Below are 21,920 nucleotides of genomic sequence, written 5' to 3'. Positions count from 1 at the left end.
GTGTACTGCATTATAACCCTGGTGTCACACCGGGTGTACCCGAATCGGGTAACAGGCTCGGTGCAATGGGGGGCATGTCACGGCGTCCCAGGTGTTTCGCCAACGCCGAGAGCATTAGGGGTTCGTCCACCTCCAGCAACAGGGCAACCACCTGGGCGCCATACTGGCGATTGGTGAGTTCGGCCAGCAGATAGCTCCTCGCCTGCTCCGGCAAGGGGGAGAGGGTACCCAGCTGATGCAGGGCAGCGCCTTTCAGCTGAGGATTGGCGCTGGCCTCGATCAGCAGCCTGCTCGCCACCACGCCCTGATGGAAACGGTTGATGGTGGGCAGCGCCGCCAGGGCATCCTGATCCACCGGCTGGCGCCACAATCTGGCATAGAGCCCGGGCTCCCCGGTGCGCTGCAACAGCTGCAACAACAGACGGTTGTCGGGCAGGTAGATGTTCTGGGAAGCCAGCTGACGCGCCTCCCGCAGCCAGACTGGCAACGGCAGTTGCTCGAAGGCCTGTAGCAGCGCCTGTTGCTGCTGGGCCAATTCGGGGTTGGCCCGGTAATAGATGGATTTGAACTGGAAGCGGCCGAGGGCCAGTTGCTGGCGATACTCTTCCTGCCAGGTCTGCTGCTGCCAGCGCGACAACAACAGGCGCGCCTGGGCGGCAAAATCATAGGCAGGCTGCTGCACCAGAAAACCGTTCTTCTCCTTTTCGACCAACCAACCGGGCACTCTGGCCGACTGGGCACGCACCCAGGCCAACTGGTCCGCACTGGCTGGAGCCGGTTGTTGCTCGAGGGTTGCCAGCAGCTTGCTCAGCAGGTACTCCCGTTGACCGAGGGCCAATGAATCCAGCAGCGCATCGATGGCCGCATACTGCTCCTGTTGCAAGCGATCCGTGAGATAGGTGAGATGTTCGGCCACCCCTTCGTCGGCCACCAGCACAGGAGCCGTGGCAGCGGTCAGCTGGAGCGGTGTGCCGGCCAGGGCTGCGAGCAACAAGATGATGCGGATTGTCATGACGTCTCCATCCTTGTGACATCGAAAATAGGGGTGCCGTCTCTGGCATATGGCCGGCATTCCTGCGCCCGGCCATGCATACTCAACGCTTCAATGGCCTTCCATAGTACTCAGGCGAGCGGCCAATCCATAAACAAAAACCGCGACCTGGGCCGCGGTTTCGTCATTTCTTGACCGGATTACTTCTGCTGGCGCCGCATGGCATCGAAGAACTCGTCGTTGGTCTTGGTCATCGCCAGCTTGTCGATGAGGAACTCGATGCCGTCAATCTCGCCCATCGGGTGGACGATCTTGCGCAGGATCCACATCTTCTGCAGCTCGTCGCCGGTGGTCAGCAGCTCTTCCTTGCGAGTACCGGAGCGGGTGATATCGATGGCCGGGTAGACACGCTTCTCGGCGATCTTGCGCGAGAGGTGCAGTTCCATGTTGCCGGTACCCTTGAACTCTTCGTAGATGACTTCATCCATCTTGGAGCCGGTATCGATCAGCGCGGTGGCGATGATGGTCAGGCTGCCGCCTTCTTCCACGTTACGGGCCGCACCGAAGAAGCGCTTCGGACGGTGCAGGGCGTTGGCATCCACACCACCGGTCAGCACCTTGCCGGATGACGGGATGACGGTGTTGTAGGCACGGGCCAGACGGGTGATGGAGTCCAGCAGGATCACCACGTCCTTCTTGTGCTCGACCAGACGCTTGGCCTTCTCGATCACCATCTCGGCGACCTGGACGTGACGGGATGCCGGCTCGTCGAAGGTGGAGGCGATCACTTCACCCTTCACCATCCGCTGCATCTCGGTCACTTCTTCCGGACGTTCGTCGATCAGCAGGACGATCAGTTCACAATCCGGGTGGTTGTAGGCGATGCTCTGGGCGATGTTCTGCAGCAGCATGGTCTTACCGGCCTTGGGCGGAGCGACGATGAGACCGCGCTGACCCTTACCGATCGGGGAGGCCAGATCCAGTACGCGGGCGGTGATGTCTTCAGTCGAACCGTTGCCACGCTCCATGCGCAGACGCTCGTTGGCGTGCAGTGGAGTGAGGTTTTCAAACAGGATCTTGTTGCGGGAGTTTTCCGGACGGTCGTAGTTGACCTCGTTGACTTTGAGCAGTGCGAAGTAGCGTTCGCCCTCTTTCGGTGGCCGGATCTTACCGGAGATGGTGTCGCCGGTGCGCAGGTTGAAGCGGCGGATCTGGCTCGGGGAGACATAGATGTCATCAGGACCCGCGAGGTAGGAGCCGTCTGCACTGCGCAGGAAGCCAAAACCATCGGTCAGGATTTCCAGCACACCGTCGCCAAAGATATCTTCACCACCCTTGGCGTGCGCCTTGAGGATGGCAAAAATAATGTCTTTCTTGTGCGCCCGAGCCAGATTTTCCAACCCCATGGATTCGCCGAGCTTGACCAGCTCAGACACAGGAGTGTTCTTTAATTCAGTCAGATTCATAGTGGTGAAAGTCTGTAAGCAAGGATTGAAATGAGGAGACAGTCTGCTGGATTGATGCTGATCGGATTTGATTTGCCAGGCTGATGTGTGAGCAAAGAGTCAGGCAAAAAGGTTAGCAAACGAGCGATAAATTAGCACCAATCGGGGTGAGCGTCTAGGTGATAAAACACAAGGAGCGCATTATTGCAATGCGCTCCTCTTGGATTATTACAGGTTGCCGTCCAGGAACTCTTTCAATTGAGTTTTGGACAGTGCACCGACCTTGGTCGCTGCCACTTCGCCATTCTTGAACAGCAAGAGGGTCGGAATACCACGAATGCCGTACTTGGGCGGAGTATCAGAATTATGGTCGATGTTCAGTTTGGCAACGGTCACGCGACCGGCGTACTCTTGGGCAACTTCTTCCAGGATCGGGGCAATCATTTTGCACGGACCACACCATTCGGCCCAGAAGTCTACCAGAACGGCACCATCGGCTTTGATTACATCTGCCTCGAAGCTGGCATCGCTCAGCTGAACAATCTTGTCACTCATCTCCAACTCCAGTCAGTAAATAAGACTTTATTGACATGTCAATAAAGGCAATAGTTGCCCTATTTGAAATGATCCTGTTTATTATTGCAAGCCTAACCTGATAACCTACCGCCATGAGCAAAACACACTTAACGACCGACAAATTCGCCCAAATGGGCCTCGAACCCGAAGTTCTGGCTGGTCTGGAAGCAAAGGGATTTCATTATTGTACGCCTATCCAGGCACTGTCTCTGCCACTGCTGGTAGAAGGTCATGACCTCGCTGGTCAGGCCCAGACAGGTACCGGCAAGACTATTGCCTTCCTGGCGGCGACATTCAACTATCTATTGACTCATCCACTGACCAAGCCCCGCCTGGTAAACCAACCCAGAGCCATCATCATGGCCCCCACCCGGGAGCTGGCAGTACAGATTTACAATGATGCCGACAGCATGGCTGCGAGCACCGGCCTGAAACTCGGCCTCGCCTACGGTGGTGAAGGGTACGACAAGCAGCTGGCCGTGCTGGAGCAGGGCGTCGACATCCTGATCGGCACCACTGGCCGCATCATCGACTACTTCAAGTCCAAGGTGATCGATCTGAGCAACATTCAGGTCGTGGTACTGGACGAAGCGGATCGCATGTTCGATCTCGGCTTCATCAAGGACATCCGTTTCCTGTTCCGCCGCATGCCGCCCGCCACCGAGCGTCTGAGCATGCTGTTCTCGGCCACCCTCTCCCTGCGAGTGCAGGAGCTGGCCTACGAGCACATGAACCATCCGGAACACGTGCAGGTCGAGCCGGAACAGATGACTGGCGTGCGGATCAAGGAGGAGCTGTTCTACCCCTCCAACGAAGACAAGATGTTGCTGCTGCTCTCCCTGATGGAAGAGGAGTGGCCGGAGAAAGCCATCGTCTTCGCCAACACCAAGCATGTCTGTGAAGACGTCCACGCCTGGCTGGAAAACGACGGCCACCGTGTCGGCCTGCTGACCGGCGACGTGCCGCAGAAAAAGCGGATGAAGATCCTGGAAGAGTTCACCAAGGGATCCCTCGACATTCTGGTCGCCACCGACGTGGCCGCCCGTGGTCTGCACATCCCCGACGTGACCCACGTCTTCAACTACGACCTGCCCGACGACTGCGAGGACTACGTACACCGCATCGGTCGTACCGGTCGTGCCGGCAAGAGCGGTCACTCCATCAGCCTGGCCTGTGAAGACTATGCCTTCAACCTGCCGGCCATCGAGGAGTACATCCATCACCCGATCCCGGTCAGCAAGTATGATCGCGAGGCGCTGCTGGATGACGTGACTCCGCCGAAGCGGGTGTTCCGCAACCGTCAGCCGGTGAACCGCAACATGCGGGATCGCCAGGGTGGTGGCAACAGCAACAATCGCCGTCGTCCGCCCCGCAAGAGCTGAAGGATCGGCCCAGTTGCACAACTCGCCTCTCTATGCGGCCATCGACCTCGGCTCCAACAGCTTTCACATGCTGGTGGTGCGCGAGGTCGCTGGCGCTCTGCGCACCGTCACCAAGGTCAAACGCAAGGTACGCCTCGCCGCCGGACTCGATGCCGAATTTCGTCTCAGTCGTGCCGCCATGGAGCGGGGCTGGGACTGTCTGCGCCTGTTCGCCGAACAGCTGCAAGACATTCCGGCCGACAACATCCGGGTAGTGGGTACCGCCACCCTGCGTCTGGCCACCAACGTCGATGAATTCCTTAGCGAAGCGGAACGGGTCCTCAACCACAACATCGAGATCATCTCGGGTGAGGAAGAGGCCAAGACCATCTATGAGGGGGTCTCCTGGACCTCGGCGGGGGAAGGCAACCGGCTGGTGATCGACATCGGCGGCGCCAGCACCGAGCTGGTGATCGGCGAGCACAGCGAGGCAAAACTGCTCAATAGCCTGCACATGGGCTGCGTCACCTGGCTCAACAACCACTTCGGTGACGGCGAGCTCTCCGAAACCCGCTTCAACCAGGCCATCGCTGCCGCCAAAACGGTGCTGGAGAGAGTGGCTGACGAATATCGCACTCTCGGCTGGCGTACCTGCGTCGGCGCCTCCGGCACTGTCCAGGCGCTGCAGGAGATCATGATGGCCCAAGGCAAGAGCGAACGGGTCACCCTGCCGAAATTGCAGGAACTGATGGCACAGGCCATCGCCTGCGGCCGGCTGGATCAGCTGCAGTTGGAAGGGTTGGCGGCCGAACGGCTGACCGTGTTCCCTTCCGGTCTCGCCATCCTGATCGCCATCTTTGAGACCCTCGGCATCGAGAGCATGACGCTGGCCGGCGGCGCCCTGCGTGAAGGGCTGATCTACGGCCTGCTCGGCAACAATCACGACTGTGACGCCCGGGATCGCACCGCAGACAGCCTGATCAACCGCTACCAGCTCGATAAAGAGCACGCCGAACGGGTGCGCGATACCGCCATCGAGGCGTTCACCCAGCTGCAACCGGCCTGGCGCCTCTCCAAGCGCTACGGTCGGCCGATCCTGCGCTATGCGGCCCTGCTGCACGAGATCGGTCTGTGCATCGAGTACAAGAAGGCGCCGCAACACGCCGCCTACATCATCGACAACATCGACATGCCGGGCTTCACTCCTGCGCAAAAGAAGCTGTTGTCGGCCCTGCTGTTCAACCAGCGGGACGAGTTCAAGCTGGAGCCGCTGGAGAAACAGGGCGCCGTCACCGCCCGTCAGGCGATCCGGCTGGCCCGCATCCTGCGCATCGCCCTGATCCTCTGCATGCGCCGCACTCAGGGCACTGTGCCCCGCTTCACCCTTGAAGCCGAAGAGGATGCCCTGACCCTGACCCTGCCCAAGGGTTGGCTGGAAGAGCATTATCTGCGCGCCAGCGAGCTGCGCCTCGAGGTGGAGCGCCAGCAGAAGATGGGGTGGCCCACCCGCCTGCAGGAAGCCTGATCCCCTCTCCCATCAAGGAGCAGACCATGACCGATTACCACCCCATCAGTTGCGACCTCTACGACTGGCTCGAGATCGCCGCCAGCTGGCAATTGCCGGTGACGCTGACCTGCCGGGACGGGCGTCAGTGGGCAGACAGGATCCGTACCATAGAGGCCAGGGACGGCGTCGAGTACCTGTTGCTGGAGAGTGGGGAGCGACTCTGTCTGGCCGAGCTGGCCACCCTCGACCTGCTATGGCAGGGCGAGCAAAAACAGATCCGTTTAACTCCCGAATCTTGATAACTCCCAAACCTTGAGCGCCGGATAGCGGCCAACAAAAAGGAGGGACAACCTGGTTGGCCCTCCTCTCTATTTGATTCACCCAGACAGTTGATCAAGCCGCCGTCATGGCTGCCAGCACATAGACATCGAAGCGGTTGCTCTTGGTCTCGATGGCCATGCTGGGCTTGTGTTCGTTGAGCCAGCCCGCGTAGTCGGGGCGCTTCACCACCACCCGCTTGTCGGCCATCTTGAGCGCCGCCGGCAACAGGGCATCGGCGTCGAGATCCGGCCCCACCAGCGACTGGAACACCCGCATCTCCTTTTTCACCAGCGCCGACTTCTGCTTGTGGGGGAACATGGGGTCGAGGTAAACCACCTCGGGCCGCTCCGTCAGCGCCAGCAGGGTGTCCACGGCAGGCCCTTGCAACAACTGCATCCGCTCGCTCACCCAGGGGCCTATCTCGGGATCCTGCGCCGCCCGCGTCAAACCATCCTGCAGCAGGGCCGCGACGACCGGGCTGCGCTCTATCATGGTCACCCGGCAGCCGAGGGAGGCGAGCACGAAGGCATCGCGTCCCAGCCCGGCGGTGGCATCCACCACGGTTGGGGTCGCCCCCGCCTTGAGCCCCACCGCCTTGGCGATGGACTGGCCGCGGCCACCACCGAACTTGCGGCGATGGGCGACCGCCCCTTCGACGAAATCCACATAGACGGCGCCCAGCTTGGGTTCATCCAGCTTGCGCAGCTCCAATCGCTGTTCGGTCAGCACCAGCGCAAAGGGGGCCGGAAACTCCACGTCGGCGAGGCGCTGGCGCAGGGCATCGAGCTCGCCGTCGCGGGCGGGCACTTCACTGAAAACCTGGATATGGGGCATTGGGAACAGACTCATGACACGCACGGAAGCGGCCATGATAGCAGAAGCGCCGGATCACCTCACGATGGAGAGGTTCATTCCCTGGCGGTTGAGATCGAGATAATCGGTCAGGTCATCGAACGTCAGCGGGCGGCTAAGCAGATAGCCCTGAGTGAAGGCACACCCCTTCTGGCAGAGGAAGTTGAGCTGCTCGCGGGTCTCCACCCCCTCGATCACCACCTGCATACCGAGGTTGTGCACTATGTTGATGATGCCGTCGAGCAGCATGCGATCCTGCTCGTTGAACGGGATGTGACGCACGAAGGAGCGATCTATCTTGACCAGATCCACCGGGAAGGTGCGCAGATAGTTGAGCGCCGAATAGCCGGTTCCGAAATCATCGATGGCCAGCTTGCACCCCGCCTCGCGCAGCGCCTCGATCCGGATCCTGTGCTGGTCGCTGCTCTCCATCAGCAGGGATTCGGTGATTTCGATGACGATGTCGGCAGGATTGAGCCCGAAGTGATGGATCACCTTGAGCCATTCGCTCGCCTCCGGATCTATGGTCTGGAACTCCATGGTGGAACGATTGATCGACATCTGCAGCTCCGGAAAACCGGATTGCTGCAGGCGCGCCAGATCCCGGCACGACTGCCACAGAACCAGGGCCCCCAGGCTCTGGATCAGACCAGCCTCTTCCGCCAGCGGGATGAATTCGGCGGGAGAGACCTGCCCCCAGTGCGGGTGATACCAGCGCACCAGAGCCTCCAGCTTGGCCACCCGTCCGCTGCGGTTGTCCCAGATGGGCTGGTAGGCCATGGTCAGCTGCTCCTGCTTGATGGCCTCCGCCAGATCCTGCTGCATCTGGTGGCGCTGGCGCACCTCTTCGCGCATTGAAGCGCAGTAGGTGCCGATCAGCCGACCCTGCCGCTTGGCGGCAAACAGGGCCTGCTCCGCATTGCGCAGCAGCTCGTCACTCTCACCGCCATCGCTGGGGCAGAGGGTCATGCCGATGGTGGCCGTCACATAGAGGTGTTGGTTGGCCAGCATGAAGGGGCGGGCAAAGCTGCCGATCACCTGCTTGGCAAACACCTCAGCCTGGCGGCGGGTAACGATGCCGGGCACCAGAAAGGCAAACTCGTCGCCACCTATACGCGCCACCAGATCCTCGGTGCGCACCCGGCTCACCAGGCGATCCGACACCTCGCGCAGCAGGGCGTCACCGGCATGGTGATCCATGCTGTTGTTGACCGCCTTGAAGTTGTTGAGATCCAGCACCATCAGGGCGAAGCGCTCACCCCGCTCGCAGAAGCGGGCGAGACAGCGGCCAAACAGCCAGCGGTTGGGCAGGCTGGTAAGGTTGTCGTAGTTGGCTTGGGTCGCGATCTTCTGCTCGGCCAGCTTGGTCTGGGAAAGATCGCTGAAAATGGCGATATATTGCTGGATTTTGCCCTCTTCCCTCAGGGTGCTGATCATCAGCTGCTGGGGATAGAGCTTGCCATTCTTGCGCTTGTTCCACACCTCGCCACGCCAGACGCCTGCCCGCTCCAGTGCGTGGTACATATCGGCATAGAAGGCCTGGTCGTGCAGTCCGGACTTGAGCATGCTGGGGCGCTGACCACACACTTCCTCGCTGCTGTAGCCGGTGATCTGCTCGAACGCCGGGTTGACCGAGATGATGCGGCTGTCGGCATCGCACACCAGGATCGCCTCGGAGAGGTTGTCATAGACCCGGTGAGAAAGTTTGAGCTGCTCGGCATGGCGGCGCAGGGGATCGATATTCTCCAGCAGCACCATCAGGTAGTCCGGCCGCTGCTCGGCATCACGGATCAGGGTAACGGTCACCCGTCCCCACAGGACCTCCCCCCCCTTGCAGCGATAGCGCTTCTCCTGGGTGAAGCTGTTGCGCTCGCCACGGTAGATCTGCTCGTAATGCTCGGTGCTGCGCAGCCAGTCCTCCGGGTGATTGATGTCGGAGATGGAGTACTGGAGCAGCTCATCAAGGGGGTAACCCAGCATCTGTTCGATGGCCGGGTTGACCCAGAGAATACGGCCGCCGAGATCCAGCTTGCCAATCCCGACCGGCGCTTGGCTCAACATGTTCTGCAGCTCGTGGGGCGTCTCGGGAAACAGGGTTGGAGACGACCTTTGTGGCAGCATCAGTGCCAGTTCACGGCCCGCCAGCGGCGCCAGCAGCCTGAGCAGCCCCATCACCTTGGCCATGTTGTCCTGGGGATGACGATAGAGGAGGCTGCAGAGACCTATGGTCTGTCCTTCGGCATTTTTGAGCGCAATGCCGGCATAAGCCTGTGCCTGCCACTCGTGTGCCAGCGGGGTATGGGGAAACAGTTGCAGCAAGCGGTCGCTGAACCAGGCTTCACCCTCCTGCCAGGTGATGGCTTCCGGGGTGGCGGTCAGCGGCAAATCCAGAGAGGCAGGATCGAGCGAAGCCGGGTAGGCGGCATGTCCCCTAAGTTGGCCAGAGGAGGCCTCCCAACTGGCGATCAGGACGACATCGGCCATCAGGGCCGAGGCGATTTCACTCACGAAGGTATCAAAATATTCCCGACCACTCGAATGAGCCAGACTGGAGATGATTTGATAGACAGAATCGAGTGCTCGCCTCATGGCAAGTGGCATTGCCCCCTTGAAAGTTTAGAGACGACTCTACTTTAAGAGGCGCCGAAAGTGCAAATATGCAGTCAGCAAGATATTAAAAAGCATTGAGAAAAGGGACCATCAGGTCCCTTTTTATCTCAAAAATCACGCGGCGATCTCACTATGCCGCAAATTAGCCGCAAAAGTGTATCTGCTTGAAGCTCGCACCTACGGGTGTCACGCGGCAATCCCGCTATGGCGCAGCAGGGCATCCACTCTGGGCTCGCGGCCACGGAAGGCCTTGAACAACTCCATGGGCTCTTTTGAACCGCCTTTCTCCAGAATGTGTCTGAGGAAGGACTGGCCGGTGACCGGGTTGAAAATCCCCTCCTCCTCGAAACGGGAGAAGGCATCGGCGGAGAGCACCTCGGCCCACTTGTAGCTGTAGTAACCCGCCGCATAACCGCCCGCGAAGATGTGGGAGAAGCTGTGCTGGAAGCGGTTGAACGCCGGCGGCGTCATCACGGCAACCTGGCTGCGTACTTCGTCCAGCAGGGCCGGGATCTGATCCGGTTTGGCCGGGTCAAACTCCTGATGCAGGCGGAAATCGAACAGGGCGAATTCCAGCTGGCGCAGCATCTGCATTGCCGCCTGGAAGTTGCGGGCCGCCATCATCTTCTCCAGCAGATCGGCAGGCAGTGGCTCGCCGGTCTCGTAGTGGCCGGATATAAAGGCCAGCGCCTCGGACTCCCAGCACCAGTTCTCGAGGAACTGGCTCGGCAGCTCCACCGCATCCCAGGCCACGCCGTTGATGCCGGCCACTCCGGCCACATCGACCCGGGTCAGCATGTGGTGAATACCGTGACCGAACTCGTGGAACAGGGTGACCACTTCGTTGTGGGTGAACAGGGCCGGTTTGCCATCCACCGGGCCGTTGAAGTTGCAGGTCAGGTAAGCCACCGGTTTTTGCAGCGAACCATCGCGACGGTAGCGGCGACCCAGGCAGACATCCATCCAGGCACCGCCCTGCTTGTGCTCGCGGGCATAGAGGTCGAGGTAGAAGCTGCCACGCAGCTCGTCATCGGCATCGAAGATGTCATAGAAGCGCACATCCGGATGCCAGGTATCGATACCGAGGCGCTCGCGCACCTTCATGCCGAATACCCGTTTCACCACCTCGAACAACCCCTTCACCACCTTGCTGGCCGGGAAGTAGGGGCGCAGTTGCTCATCGGAGATGGAGAACTTGTGCTGCTTGAGCTTCTCGGCGTAGTAGGCGAGATCCCAGGCGGCCAGTTCGCTCTGGCCGTGCTGCTCGGCGGCGAAGGCACGGATCTCCTCCAGCTCCGCCTTGCCCTGCGGCAGGGAGCGCCGGGCCAGATCGGTGAGGAAGTTCACCACCTGTTCTGTCTTGTCCGCCATCTTGGTGGCCAGGGAGAGCTCGGCGTAGTTGGCAAATCCCAGCAGCTGGGCCAGCTCGCGGCGCAGGGCGAGCAGCTCGGTCATGATGGCGGAGTTGTCCCACTTGCCCGCATTCGGACCCTGATCCGAGGCGCGGGTGGTGAATGCCTCGTACATCTCGGCGCGCAGCTCGCGGTTGTCGGCATACATCATCACCGGCAGGTAGGAGGGGATATCCAGAGTGAACAACCAGCCCTGCTTGCCTTTCAGCTCGGCCATCTGGCGAGCGGCCGCCAGCACGCTCTCCGGCAGACCGGCCAGCTCGGCCTCGTCAGCCACCAGCTTGTGCCAGCCCTGGGTCGCATCCAGCACGTTGTTGCTGAAGCGGGAGGCCAGCTCGGAGAGGCGGGCCTGGATTTCGCCGTAGCGCTGCTGCGCCTCGGCAGGCAGTCCGATACCGGACAGGCGGAAGTCGCGCAGGGTGTTCTGGATCTCCTTGCGCTGGGCATCGTCCAGGCGCGGGAAGTCGTCGCTCTCGGCCAGCTCGCGATAGGCCTGATAGAGCCCTTCGTGTTGACCGACATAGGTCTGGAATTCGGAGAGCAGCGGCAGGCAGGCGTCGTGGGCCGCACGCAGCGCTTCGCTGTTGAGTACCGAGTTGAGGTGGCTCACTGGCGACCAGATCCGCGCCAGACGGTCATTGACCTCTTCCAGCGGGGCGATCAGGCTGTCCCAGGTATGGGGCTCCTGTTTGGCCAGCACATCGGCGATCTTCTGTTTGCAGTCGGCAATCGCCTGCGTCACTGCAGGTTGTACCTGTTCGGGCTCGATCTGGCTGAAAGGGGGCAGCGAGTCCATTGTCAGCAAAGGGTTAGTCATCCGGCGATACCTCTAAATTCTCTACAGCCCCTGCCGTCCAGAAGCTTGCTTGGACTACCTAAGATGTAGGCAGAAACCCCATTAATCAAGCCCTTGCCGCCGAGAGCGGGGCCGGTTGCCCACTTTTGGTCAAAACATGTACACAAAATGACCAGATTGGGCGCCAGAGACGACAATGCCGGCTCCAGGGCCGGCATTGTCTGCACTGAAAGATATTGAGCCATCAGGCCCGGGCATCTTCCTTCAGCCACTGCGCCACCCTTTTGGCGAAGTAGGTGAGGATGCCGTCGGCCCCGGCGCGCTTGAAGCAGAGCAGGGATTCCAGGATGCACTCCTTCTCCTTGAGCCAGCCATTCTGGATCGCCGCCATGTGCATGGCATATTCACCGCTCACCTGATAGGCGAAGGTCGGCACGCCGAACTGATCCTTCACCTGACGAACCACGTCCAGATAGGGCATGCCCGGCTTGACCATCACCATGTCCGCCCCTTCCTGCAGATCCAGCGCCACCTCGTGCAGGGCCTCGTTGCCGTTGGCCGGGTCCATCTGGTAGGTGGCCTTGTTGCTCTTGCCGAGGTTGCCGGCGGAACCGACGGCATCGCGGAACGGGCCGTAGTAGTGGGAGGCGTACTTGGCGGAGTAGGCCATGATCTGGGTGTTGATGAAGCCGTTCTCTTCCAGCGCGGCGCGGATGGCACCGATACGGCCATCCATCATGTCGGACGGTGCCACTACATCGGCCCCCGCCTCGGCGTGGGAGAGCGCCTGCTTGATCAGGATCTCGGTGGTGATGTCATTCAGCACATAGCCTTCGTCATCAATGATGCCGTCCTGACCGTGGGTGGTGAAGGGATCGAGCGCCACATCGGTGATGACTCCCAACTCCGGGAAGCGGGCCTTGAGGGCACGCACGGTGCGCTGGGCCAGGCCATCGGGGTTGTAGGCCTCTTCCGCCATCAGGCTCTTGCTCTCCAGCGGAGTCACCGGGAACAGGGCGATGGCAGGCACCCCGAGTTCCACCAGCTCGGCCGCTTCCTCCAGCAGCAGATCGATGGAGAGACGCTCCACCCCCGGCATGGAGGGCACGGCCTCACGGCGCTTCTCCCCCTCCAGCACGAACACGGGGTAGATGAGATCGTTGGCCGTCAGTACGTTCTCGCGCACCAGACGACGGCTGAAATCATGTTTGCGCACCCGGCGCAGGCGGCGGCCCGGAAAGGCGCCCGGAAGAGTTGTAGCCATGAGTCACTCCAAAAGAGGAAGTTGGAAAAATGCGGCGGAGGTGGCCCGGGTATGGGCCAGCAAGGCCTCGGGCGCTTCACCACGGCAGGCCGCCACCACCTGGGCGATGTGCGGCAAAAAAGCGGGTTCATTGCGTTTCGGTCTGGGTTTCAAATCCCGCGGCACCAGATAGGGGGCGTCTGTCTCTATCATCAGGCGGCCAGCCGGAATACGAGCCACCTGCTCGCGCAGCAGCTGACCGCGGCGCTCGTCGCAGAGCCAACCGGTCACCCCGATATGCAGCCCCAGCGTCAGGCACTCGTCCAGCTCCTCGTCGGAGCCGGTGAAACAGTGCAGCACGGCCCCGGGCAAGCAGGGCAGCCAAGGACGCAGGATCTCGATGAAACGGGTGTGGGCATCGCGGCAGTGCAGGAACACCGGCATCCCGAGTTCGGCGGCCAACGCCAGCTGGGCGTCAAATACCGCGTCTTGCACCGGACGGGGGGAGAAATCCCGGTTGTAGTCGAGACCGCACTCGCCGATGGCGACCACCTGTGGCAGGGCCGCCAGCTCGCGCAGGGCGGGCAGGGCGGGCAGTGTCAGTTCATCGACACTTTTGGCATCGTGGGGATGCACCCCGGCGGTAGAGAAGCAGTAACCGGGCCATTGGGCAGCCAGTTCGGCGCTTTCCCGGCTGCCGGCCAGATCAGTGCCGGTCAGGATCAGCGCTTCCACGCCGGCGGCGCGGGCACGGGCCACCAGTTCTGGCTGTTCACCGGCAAACTGGCTGCTGGTGAGGTTGAGACCAATATCGATCATGATGCGAGACGTTCCGGATAAAAAGGCGGCATATCAGGTATTTGAAAACCATCTACTCGATGGGGCATCACCATACGCCTCGAACGGGTGCATGAAAAGAGGAAGGGAGCCTCAGCTCCCCTCCTCGGTCTGTTCCTGCTGTTCTTCATCCTCTTTCTTCACATAGAAACGGGCGAAGAAGAGGCCCAGTTCCCACAGCGCCCACATGGGGATCGCCAGCAGGGTCTGGGAGAACACATCGGGCGGTGTCAGCAGCATGCCGACCACGAACACCCCGACGACGACGTAGGGGCGCTTCTCCTTCAGGCTCTTGGGCGTGGTCACGCCGGTCCAGCACAGCAGTATGGTGGCCACCGGAATTTCGAACGCCACCCCGAACGCGAAGAACAGGGTCAGTACGAAGTCCAGATAGCTGGCGATGTCGGTCGCCACCGTCACCCCGGTAGGGGCGGTACTGGTGAAGAAACCGAACACCAGCGGGAACACCACGTAGTAGGCAAACGCCATCCCCGCATAAAACAGCACGGCGCTGGAGGCAACCAGCGGCATGATGAGTCGCCGCTCGTGCTGGTACAGACCGGGGGCGATGAAGGCCCAGGCCTGATAGAGCAGATAGGGGATCGCCACGAAGAAGGAGACCACCAGGGTCAGCTTGATCGGCGTGATGAAGGGGGTCGCCACATCCGTCGCTATCATGCTGGTGCCCTCCGGCAACTGGCTGAGCAGCGGCTGGGCGATGAAGTCGTAGATGTCGTTGGAGAAGTAGATCAGCGCGACAAACACCAGCAGGATGGCGGCAACGGAACGTAGCAGGCGCGTTCTCAGCTCCACCAGATGGCTGATGAGGGGTTGCTCGGCCTGGGTCATGGCTTCACCTCCTCTTTGTCTTTGCCGGCCTGCTCGCTGGCAACGCTCGCCGGCTGCTGGCTATCGACCGGCGGCACCGCCGCAGCTGCCGCAGGGGCGGGCTCGACGGAAGCAGCCGGGTCAGCCTGGGTCGGCCGGATCTCGTTTTCCACCTGATAGGGCCGGTTTACGGACTGGGCCGCCGACTTGAGCTGTTCGATGGACTCTTGCAGCTCTGGGCTCAGATTGCTCATCTGCAGCTTCTCGGCCTTTTTCAGGTCGTTGTGCAGCTCTTGCAACTTGAGCTCCTGCTCCAGCTCGGACTTGACCGAATTGGCTGTCGAACGAATGAGCCGGATCCAGTGGGTGGCGGTACGGATGGCAACCGGCAGCCGCTCGGGCCCCAGCACCAACAGCGCCACCACGCCGATGACGATCAGCTCCCAAAAACCGATATCGAACATGGCTTAGGCCTGATCTTTATCTTTCTGCTTGGCGGGCTCGCTGCTCTGAGCAGCCGTTTCGTTCAGCTGTTTCGGGGGAAAATCGGCATCTTTCTGCTCGGGTTTGGCGTCGGCCGGCTCATCGGAGAGCGCCTTCTTGAAGCCCTTGACCGCCGCACCCAGATCGCCACCAATCCCGCGCAGTTTCTTGGTACCGAACAGCAGCACGACGATGACAGCGATGATCAACAATTGCCAAATACTGATACCACCCATGATATTTCTCCAGAATTGGCGCCATTCGGCGCACTTTTTGTTTAATGGGAGCGGGCGCGCAGCCAGCCGAGCAACCAGCATAACCCGGCGCCGGCGAGACTGATTTGTCCCCACTCAATATGTTGTTTTTGGGTCAGCAAGAATACACCCGCCAATAGCAGGCTGGCTCCCACCCCTAAGAGGTAGCGAGCCTGCCCCTGCCGCCGGCTGTGGCGGCGGAACTCGGCAAACATCTGGTCGAAATGCAGCTGCTGATGGCGAGTCTGGCGCAGGGTCTCGTAGACCAGCTCCGGCAACTCGGGCAGCTTCTCGGCCCAGAAGGGCGCCTTCTCGCGAATCGCATTCAATACCGCCTTCGGCCCCACCTGCTGGTGCATCCAGTTTTCCAGATAGGGTTTGGCTGTCTGCCACAGATCCAGCTGGGGATAGAGCTGGCGCCCCAACCCTTCCACATAGAGCAGAGTCTTCTGCAGCAGCACCAGCTGCGGCTGCACCGTCATGTGGAAACGGCGCGCCGTGTTGAACAGGTTGAGCAGCACGTGACCGAACGAGATCTCTGACAGCGGCTTCTCGAAGATGGGCTCCAGCACGGTGCGGATGGCGAATTCGAACTCGTCCACCTTGGTGTCGGCCGGTACCCAGCCGGACTCCACGTGCAGCTCGGCCACCCGGCGATAGTCGCGGTTGAAGAAGGCGAGGAAGTTCTCCGCCAGGTAGCGCTTGTCTTCCCGGTTGAGGGTCCCGACGATGCCGCAGTCGATACCGATCCAGAGCGGATTCTCCGGGTGATCAAAGGAAACGAAGATGTTGCCCGGGTGCATGTCGGCGTGAAAGAAGCTGTCACGGAACACCTGGGTGAAGAAGACCTCCACCCCGCGCTCGGCCAGCAGCTTCATGTTGGTGCCGTTGGCCTCCAGCGCCGCGATGTCGGACACCGCGATGCCGTAGATGCGCTCCATCACCAATACCTGCTCGCGGCAGTGATCGGTGAACACCTCGGGCACATAGAGCGCTTCGGAGCCGGTGAAGTTGCGGCGCAGCTGGATGGCGTTGGCCGCCTCGCGCATCAGGTTGAGCTCGTCGAGTATGGTCTTGCGATACTCCTCCACCACCTCGATGGGGCGCAGCCGTGCGCTCTGGGGCACAAAGCGGGCCACCAGACGGGCCAGCGCCTGCATCAGGCGCAGGTCGGCCTCGATGACGTGTTCGATGTCGGGGCGGATCACCTTGATGACGATCTCGCGGCCATTCTCCTTTAGCCGTGCGGTATGCACCTGGGCGATGGAGGCGGACGCCAGCGGCGTCTCGTCGAAGTCGTCGAACAGGGTCTCGATGGCGCAGCCCAGACTGCACTCGATCTGCTGACGGGCGGCCTGGCCGCAGAAGGGGGGCACCCTGTCCTGCAGCAGCGCCAGCTCTTCGGCGATATCCGGCGGCAACAGATCGCGCCGGGTCGAGAGCATCTGGCCGAACTTGATGAAAATGGGACCGAGCGCCTCGAAGGCGAGCCGGATGCGGGCACCACGGCTGAGATCTGGTTGTTTGTTCTTCAGCCAGAACAGGCTGCGCCGGGCCAGACGACCGGGCCAGGGTTGATAGCGGGCGGGCACCAGTTCGTCGATGCCCTGCTCCAGCAGTATGGTGACGATGCGATAGAGGCGTTTGAACTCCTTCGGGGTCATCAGGTCACCTGCTGTTCGAAACGGGCCAGGCGCAGTTCAATGGCCTTGAGTTGCTGGGCCAGCACCTCGACATCGTCGTTGAAGCTCGCCACTTCCAGCGGACCCGGCGCGAGGCGGATCTCTTCGGTCAGGTACTCTGCCAGCTGACGCTGGGAGCGGCACAGCTCACGACCCACCAGGCTCCTGGCCTGACGAGCACCCCGCAGCAGAGTGTGAGCCATCACGTCACCGGTATAGCGGGAGAGTTCCTCTTCCCAGTCGATGTCGAGCTCCCCAAGCAGCACGCTGAACGCCTGAACCAGTTGGGGATCGCCGCTCAGATCCAGCTTCTCCTCGCGGATGTAGCGGGTCAGGGCGGACGGATCTTTCAGCAGACCGAGCGCCGTCAGCGACAGGCTGAGGACCGCATCTGCCTCCCCCTCGTAGCGGGCCAGCACGTCCAGCCGACGATCGGAGAAGACAAACCAGAGCGGCTTGAGTTCACGCAGCTCCAGCTTGAGCACCTTGCCGGTCAGCTTGCGCAGCCGCTCCGGGCTCTGCTTGTCCAGTTCCAGCAGCCGGTTGAGGCTGGTTTCGATCACCGCGGTGACCATGGCATCCATCGGCATAGGCAACCTTAAAACTTGTAACCGCGGTGCAGGGCAACGACGCCCTGAGTCAGGTTGTAGAACTCGACCTGCTCGAAGCCGGCCTCTTCCATCATGCCGGCCAGAGTCTGCTGGTCCGGGTGCATGCGGATGGACTCCGCCAGATACTTGTAGCTTTCGCTGTCGTTCGCGACGATTTCGCCCATTTTCGGCAGCAATTTGAAGGAGTAGAGATCGTACATCTTGGCGATCACCTCGCTGACCGGCTTGGAGAACTCCAATACCAGCAGGCGTCCACCCGGCTTCAGTACCCGGAACATGGAGGCCAGCGCCTTGTCCTTGTTGGTCACGTTGCGCAGGCCGAAACCTATGGTGATGACGTCGAAGTGATTGTCCGGGAAGGGCAGCGCCTCGGCGTTGGCCTGCACGTAGGAGACGTTGTTTGCCACTCCCAGGTTGCGCAGCTTGTCGCGCCCCACCTTGAGCATGGAATCGTTGATATCCGCCAGCACCACCTGGCCAGTCTCGCCGACGATGCGGGAGAACTTGGCGGTCAAATCGCCGGTGCCCCCGGCCAGATCCAGCACCTTCTGGCCCTTGCGAACCCCGGAGCAGTCAATGGTGAAGCGCTTCCACAGGCGGTGGATGCCGAACGACATCAGATCGTTCATCAGATCATACTTGGCCGCCACCGAATGGAAGACGCCTGCCACCAGAGTTTCTTTCTCGGTTGCAGCCACGGTTTTAAAGCCAAAATGCGTTGTCGTTGCTTGTTCTGACATCCTCTAAACACCCATAGAGCAAAGAATGGTCGCCAGTTTACCAGAGCCAATGGCGTGCGGACACCTTAAACCCGGCTCGCCACCAACTGCATGCCCAGCACAACCATGGCCAGACAGAGGCTCAGGTTGAGCACTATGTTAAGCAGCGCCTTGAGATAGGCGCCATGCTGAGCCAGCACCACGGTATCGAGTGCGAAGGAGGAGAAGGTCGTCAGGGCTCCCAGGATCCCCACCATCAATAGCGGTTTCATCGGGTGCTCGACGACATGACTATGACTGATGAGGGCATAGGCCACCCCCATGATGAAGGAGCCGATCACGTTGACCAGCAGGGTGCCGTAGGGAAAATGGCGCCCCAGCAACAGGGCCATCAATTCGGCAATCCCAAAACGAAGGGAGGCACCGATGGCCCCCCCCGCAGCAACATATAACCAGGTTTGCATGGCGTTACTCCTTCAGGCTCAGGCCGACATTATGCGCAATGCCGGCCATTGTGCCCAGAGGGGGAACTAATCGCCCAACCGGTTGATTGAAAACTTATCGCCGAAAATCAATCTGTTCCGGCTGACCGAGCAGGATTTCCGTCTGCGCTGGCCGGGTTTGGGCGATGACCTTGCCGTGGCGAACGGAGTAACGCACCGGCACCTGGCGGCGCACCGCCTCGAAGCCGTTTTCTGCGGGCAGGATCAGCAGGTTGGCTGGCTTGCCCACCTCGATGCCGTAGCGATCCTGCACATTCAGGGTACGGGCGCTGTGGCTGCCAATCAGCTTCAGCCCCTCGTTGATCTGCTCATAACCCATGATCTGGCAGACATGCAGCCCCATGTGCAGCACCTGCAACATGTTGGCCGTGCCCATGGGGTACCAGGGATCGAACACATCATCGTGGCCGAAGCAGACATTGATGTTCGCCTCCAGCATCTCCTTCACCCGGGTGATGCCACGGCGCTTGGGATAGGTATCAAACCGCCCCTGCAGGTGAATGTTCACCAAGGGGTTGGCGACAAAGTTGATACCCGCCATCTTGAGCAGCCGGAACAGGCGGGAAGCATAGGCGCCATTGTAGGAGTGCATCGCCGTGGTATGGCTGGCGGTCACTCGATGGCCGATACCGTGCTCGTAGGCCAGGGTCGCCAGGGTCTCGATGAAGCGGGACTGTTCATCGTCGATCTCGTCACAGTGCACATCCACCAGAACCTGATACTTCTCGGCCAGATCGAAGATGTAATGCAGACTTTCGACCCCATATTCCCTAGTAAATTCAAAATGGGGAATGGCACCGATCACGTCGGCCCCGAGCTTGAGAGCCTCCTCCAGCAAGGCCTTGCCATTGGGATAGGAGAGGATCCCCTCCTGGGGGAAGGCCACGATCTGCAGCTCGACCCACTCCTTCATCTCCTCTCGCACTTCCAGCATCGCCTTCAGGGCGACCAGGTTGGGATCGGAGACATCGACGTGGGTACGGACAAACTGGATGCCATTGGCGATCTGCCACTTCAGCGTCTGGATTGCGCGTTGTTTTACATCTTCATGGGTAAGCAGCGCCTTGCGCTCGGCCCAGCGCTCGATCCCCTCGAACAGGGTGCCGGCGAGGTTCCAGCTCGGCTCACCGGCGGTCTGGGTGGTATCGAGGTGAATGTGAGGCTCGATGAAAGGGGCGATCACCAGACCACCCTCCCCGTCCAGTACATGGCCTGCCACCGCATGTTCATCATGGGGTTCGATAGCGGTGATGACGCCATCCTGGCTGCGGATCTGCCAAAAACCTTCCCGGTCGACGAGGCGAATATGTTGAATCAGCATTTGTCTGCTTCCTGTACCAGAATCGGTCGCGGCGTGAGCCGAACCAGAATGAAATAGGTGAAGGCGGCGCCCAGCACCGCGTTGAGGGGCACTATGCCTGGCAGCCACTTGCCGACGGCTACTCCGACGGCGGTGGCAACCAGCGCCTGCCAGCGAATGGCTTCGAATTGCTGGTCGGCAAATTGACGATAACGTTCACGATTGAGCAGGAAATCCATGATGATGATGCCACCGATGGGCGGGATCGCCGTACTCAGAAAAGCCAGCCAACCGACGAAGTTGTTGTACAGCCAGAGCGCACAGGCAGTACCGACCAGGCCATTGATCACGCTGAGCGGCTTGCTCTTGAGACCCGTGATGTTGGCAAAACCGAGGCCGGAAGCATAGAGGGCATTGTCGTTGGTGGTCCAGATATTGAGGCCAAGCACCAGGATGGCGGGGATCAACAGCCCCTGCATCAGCATCACTTCAGAGATATCGGCTTGACCGGTCACAGCCGCGCCGGCAGCCCCAAAGACGAACATCAATGTGTTGCCCAAAAAAAACGCCACCATGGTAATCATGACGGCGCCCCAGGGTTTGCGACCAAAGCGGACAAAATCAGCGGTCAGGGTTCCTGCACTGATAAAGGAACCGACCACCATGGTCAGCGCCGTGGTGAACTCGATGGGATTGGATGGCTGAACTTGCTGCAGGGCTTCCATACCACCGGCGGAAGTGACAGCCAGCCAGACGGAGTAACCACCGAGCAACGCGATGGCCGGTACGGCGACAAAGCTCAGCACCATCAAGGCAGAAATACCGAAGTAGACGGTGACCGTCATCAAGATGCCCGAGATGGCGATCAACCAGTTCACGTCGATCCCCGTGGCCTTCTGTACCGGTAGGGCAAACATCGCCACCCCGACACCAAACCAACCTACCTGGGTACCGCCCAACAGCAGCGAAGGCAGCCAGGAGCCTTTGACGCCGAAGGAGTAACGCGCCAACAGATGAGTAGAAAGGCCGGTCGAGGCACCGATATAGCCCAGACAGGCGGTATAGACCCCCAGCAGCAAATTGCCCAGCAGCACGGCCTTGATGAAGTCGTCAAATACCAGACCGGTACCCAGCGCCCCACCAGTCCACATGCTGGCAGAGAAGAAGGTCAGACCCAGCATCACCAGCATCAGCGACAGCACACCCTTGCGCCCCTTGGCAGGAACGGCTCCCAAACAATATTCATTATCCTGCGCCATGCTTTCTCTCCACGTAATAGGCAAAACGCGGCGGATTCTACATGTAAAACGTTTCCCGTCAATCAACAACGGACAATTATCTGGATTAAACCATCAATAACAGCCAAACAAACAGCAGAAATGAGGATGCCCGAGATCAGGCAGGAGTTGAAGGGTAACGAGATCACAGAGAAATGCAGAACGAAAAAAAGCCTCCCTTTTCAGGGAGGCTTTCTATTTAATGGTGCTGATACCCAGAATCGAACTGGGGACCTCATCCTTACCAAGGATGCGCTCTACCGACTGAGCCATATCAGCACACTAACCGGTAAAGACCACGCTCACCGCGTA

Annotated in this window: 20 protein-coding genes and 1 tRNA gene; 3 read left to right on the top strand and 18 right to left on the bottom strand. The window is 60.5% G+C overall.

Annotation, left to right across the window (positions count from 1 at the left end; translation table 11 throughout):
* Positions 1-10: 10 nt before the first annotated feature.
* From ACB028_RS19185 to trxA, 3 genes are all read right to left on the bottom strand, one after another.
* On the bottom strand, positions 11-1,012 hold the full coding sequence (locus ACB028_RS19185; RefSeq protein WP_371144960.1) for a hypothetical protein: 1,002 nt from the start codon (positions 1,010-1,012) through the stop codon (positions 11-13).
* 179 nt (positions 1,013-1,191) lie between these two features.
* Positions 1,192-2,457, bottom strand: coding sequence for a transcription termination factor Rho (rho, locus tag ACB028_RS19180; RefSeq protein WP_005342418.1), 1,266 nt, complete (start codon positions 2,455-2,457; stop codon positions 1,192-1,194).
* A gap of 207 nt (positions 2,458-2,664) precedes the next feature.
* Complete coding sequence (trxA, locus tag ACB028_RS19175; protein ID WP_026455765.1) at positions 2,665-2,991, bottom strand: thioredoxin TrxA; 327 nt, start codon at positions 2,989-2,991, stop codon at positions 2,665-2,667.
* 113 nt (positions 2,992-3,104) lie between these two features.
* Between trxA and rhlB the strand changes: the two genes are divergently transcribed.
* From rhlB to ACB028_RS19160, 3 genes are read left to right on the top strand one after another with little or no spacing between them, the layout of a single operon-like run.
* Positions 3,105-4,394: an ATP-dependent RNA helicase RhlB gene (gene rhlB, locus ACB028_RS19170; RefSeq protein ID WP_042026823.1), complete on the top strand. Its 1,290-nt coding sequence runs from the start codon at positions 3,105-3,107 to the stop codon at positions 4,392-4,394.
* A gap of 13 nt (positions 4,395-4,407) precedes the next feature.
* Complete coding sequence (gene gppA / locus ACB028_RS19165; RefSeq protein ID WP_371144959.1) at positions 4,408-5,898, top strand: guanosine-5'-triphosphate,3'-diphosphate diphosphatase; 1,491 nt, start codon at positions 4,408-4,410, stop codon at positions 5,896-5,898.
* Between the two features lie 26 nt (positions 5,899-5,924).
* The gene (locus tag ACB028_RS19160) at positions 5,925-6,179 is read left to right on the top strand and encodes a Rho-binding antiterminator (RefSeq protein ID WP_371144958.1); all 255 of its coding nucleotides are present in this window, start codon (positions 5,925-5,927) and stop codon (positions 6,177-6,179) included.
* A gap of 94 nt (positions 6,180-6,273) precedes the next feature.
* Here ACB028_RS19160 and ACB028_RS19155 read toward each other — a convergent pair whose 3' ends face one another.
* From ACB028_RS19155 to ACB028_RS19085, 15 genes are all read right to left on the bottom strand, one after another.
* On the bottom strand, positions 6,274-7,035 hold the full coding sequence (locus tag ACB028_RS19155) for a class I SAM-dependent methyltransferase (protein WP_234923568.1): 762 nt from the start codon (positions 7,033-7,035) through the stop codon (positions 6,274-6,276).
* 54 nt (positions 7,036-7,089) lie between these two features.
* Positions 7,090-9,642 (bottom strand): putative bifunctional diguanylate cyclase/phosphodiesterase, encoded by a 2,553-nt coding sequence (locus tag ACB028_RS19150; protein WP_371144957.1) that lies wholly within the window; start codon positions 9,640-9,642, stop codon positions 7,090-7,092.
* A gap of 207 nt (positions 9,643-9,849) precedes the next feature.
* Complete coding sequence (gene prlC, locus ACB028_RS19145) at positions 9,850-11,892, bottom strand: oligopeptidase A (RefSeq protein ID WP_371144956.1); 2,043 nt, start codon at positions 11,890-11,892, stop codon at positions 9,850-9,852.
* A 223-nt stretch (positions 11,893-12,115) separates the two neighbouring features.
* Positions 12,116-13,135, bottom strand: a complete 1,020-nt coding sequence (hemB, locus tag ACB028_RS19140; protein WP_201983220.1) for a porphobilinogen synthase — start codon at positions 13,133-13,135, stop codon at positions 12,116-12,118.
* Positions 13,136-13,138: 3 nt separating this feature from the next.
* Positions 13,139-13,933, bottom strand: coding sequence for a TatD family hydrolase (locus ACB028_RS19135; protein WP_371144955.1), 795 nt, complete (start codon positions 13,931-13,933; stop codon positions 13,139-13,141).
* Between the two features lie 111 nt (positions 13,934-14,044).
* The gene (tatC, locus tag ACB028_RS19130) at positions 14,045-14,800 is read right to left on the bottom strand and encodes a twin-arginine translocase subunit TatC (RefSeq protein ID WP_042026836.1); all 756 of its coding nucleotides are present in this window, start codon (positions 14,798-14,800) and stop codon (positions 14,045-14,047) included.
* Positions 14,797-15,243, bottom strand: coding sequence for a Sec-independent protein translocase protein TatB (gene tatB / locus ACB028_RS19125; RefSeq protein WP_371144954.1), 447 nt, complete (start codon positions 15,241-15,243; stop codon positions 14,797-14,799). The genes tatC and tatB overlap by 4 nt, the downstream gene beginning before the upstream one ends.
* Before the next feature lie 3 nt (positions 15,244-15,246).
* Positions 15,247-15,498: a Sec-independent protein translocase subunit TatA gene (gene tatA / locus ACB028_RS19120; RefSeq protein ID WP_026456307.1), complete on the bottom strand. Its 252-nt coding sequence runs from the start codon at positions 15,496-15,498 to the stop codon at positions 15,247-15,249.
* 41 nt (positions 15,499-15,539) lie between these two features.
* On the bottom strand, positions 15,540-17,180 hold the full coding sequence (gene ubiB, locus ACB028_RS19115; RefSeq protein ID WP_371144953.1) for a ubiquinone biosynthesis regulatory protein kinase UbiB: 1,641 nt from the start codon (positions 17,178-17,180) through the stop codon (positions 15,540-15,542).
* Complete coding sequence (locus tag ACB028_RS19110; RefSeq protein WP_224210686.1) at positions 17,180-17,788, bottom strand: SCP2 domain-containing protein; 609 nt, start codon at positions 17,786-17,788, stop codon at positions 17,180-17,182. Before ACB028_RS19110 ends, ubiB begins: the two co-directional genes overlap by 1 nt.
* 8 nt (positions 17,789-17,796) lie before the next feature.
* Positions 17,797-18,549: a bifunctional demethylmenaquinone methyltransferase/2-methoxy-6-polyprenyl-1,4-benzoquinol methylase UbiE gene (gene ubiE, locus ACB028_RS19105; RefSeq protein ID WP_042026843.1), complete on the bottom strand. Its 753-nt coding sequence runs from the start codon at positions 18,547-18,549 to the stop codon at positions 17,797-17,799.
* A gap of 65 nt (positions 18,550-18,614) precedes the next feature.
* Positions 18,615-18,992, bottom strand: a complete 378-nt coding sequence (crcB, locus tag ACB028_RS19100; RefSeq protein ID WP_026456303.1) for a fluoride efflux transporter CrcB — start codon at positions 18,990-18,992, stop codon at positions 18,615-18,617.
* A 94-nt stretch (positions 18,993-19,086) separates the two neighbouring features.
* Positions 19,087-20,352, bottom strand: coding sequence for a cytosine deaminase (locus tag ACB028_RS19095; protein WP_371144952.1), 1,266 nt, complete (start codon positions 20,350-20,352; stop codon positions 19,087-19,089).
* Positions 20,346-21,590 (bottom strand): cytosine permease, encoded by a 1,245-nt coding sequence (gene codB, locus ACB028_RS19090; protein ID WP_225633720.1) that lies wholly within the window; start codon positions 21,588-21,590, stop codon positions 20,346-20,348. Before codB ends, ACB028_RS19095 begins: the two co-directional genes overlap by 7 nt.
* A 221-nt stretch (positions 21,591-21,811) precedes the next feature.
* A tRNA-Thr gene (locus tag ACB028_RS19085) sits at positions 21,812-21,887 on the bottom strand.
* Positions 21,888-21,920 lie beyond the last annotated feature (33 nt).

The organism is Aeromonas sp. S9(2024), assembly GCF_041403185.1.
Taxonomy (GTDB): Bacteria; Pseudomonadota; Gammaproteobacteria; order Enterobacterales; family Aeromonadaceae; genus Aeromonas; species Aeromonas enteropelogenes.
This window is presented reverse-complemented; position numbering and strand designations above follow the sequence as displayed.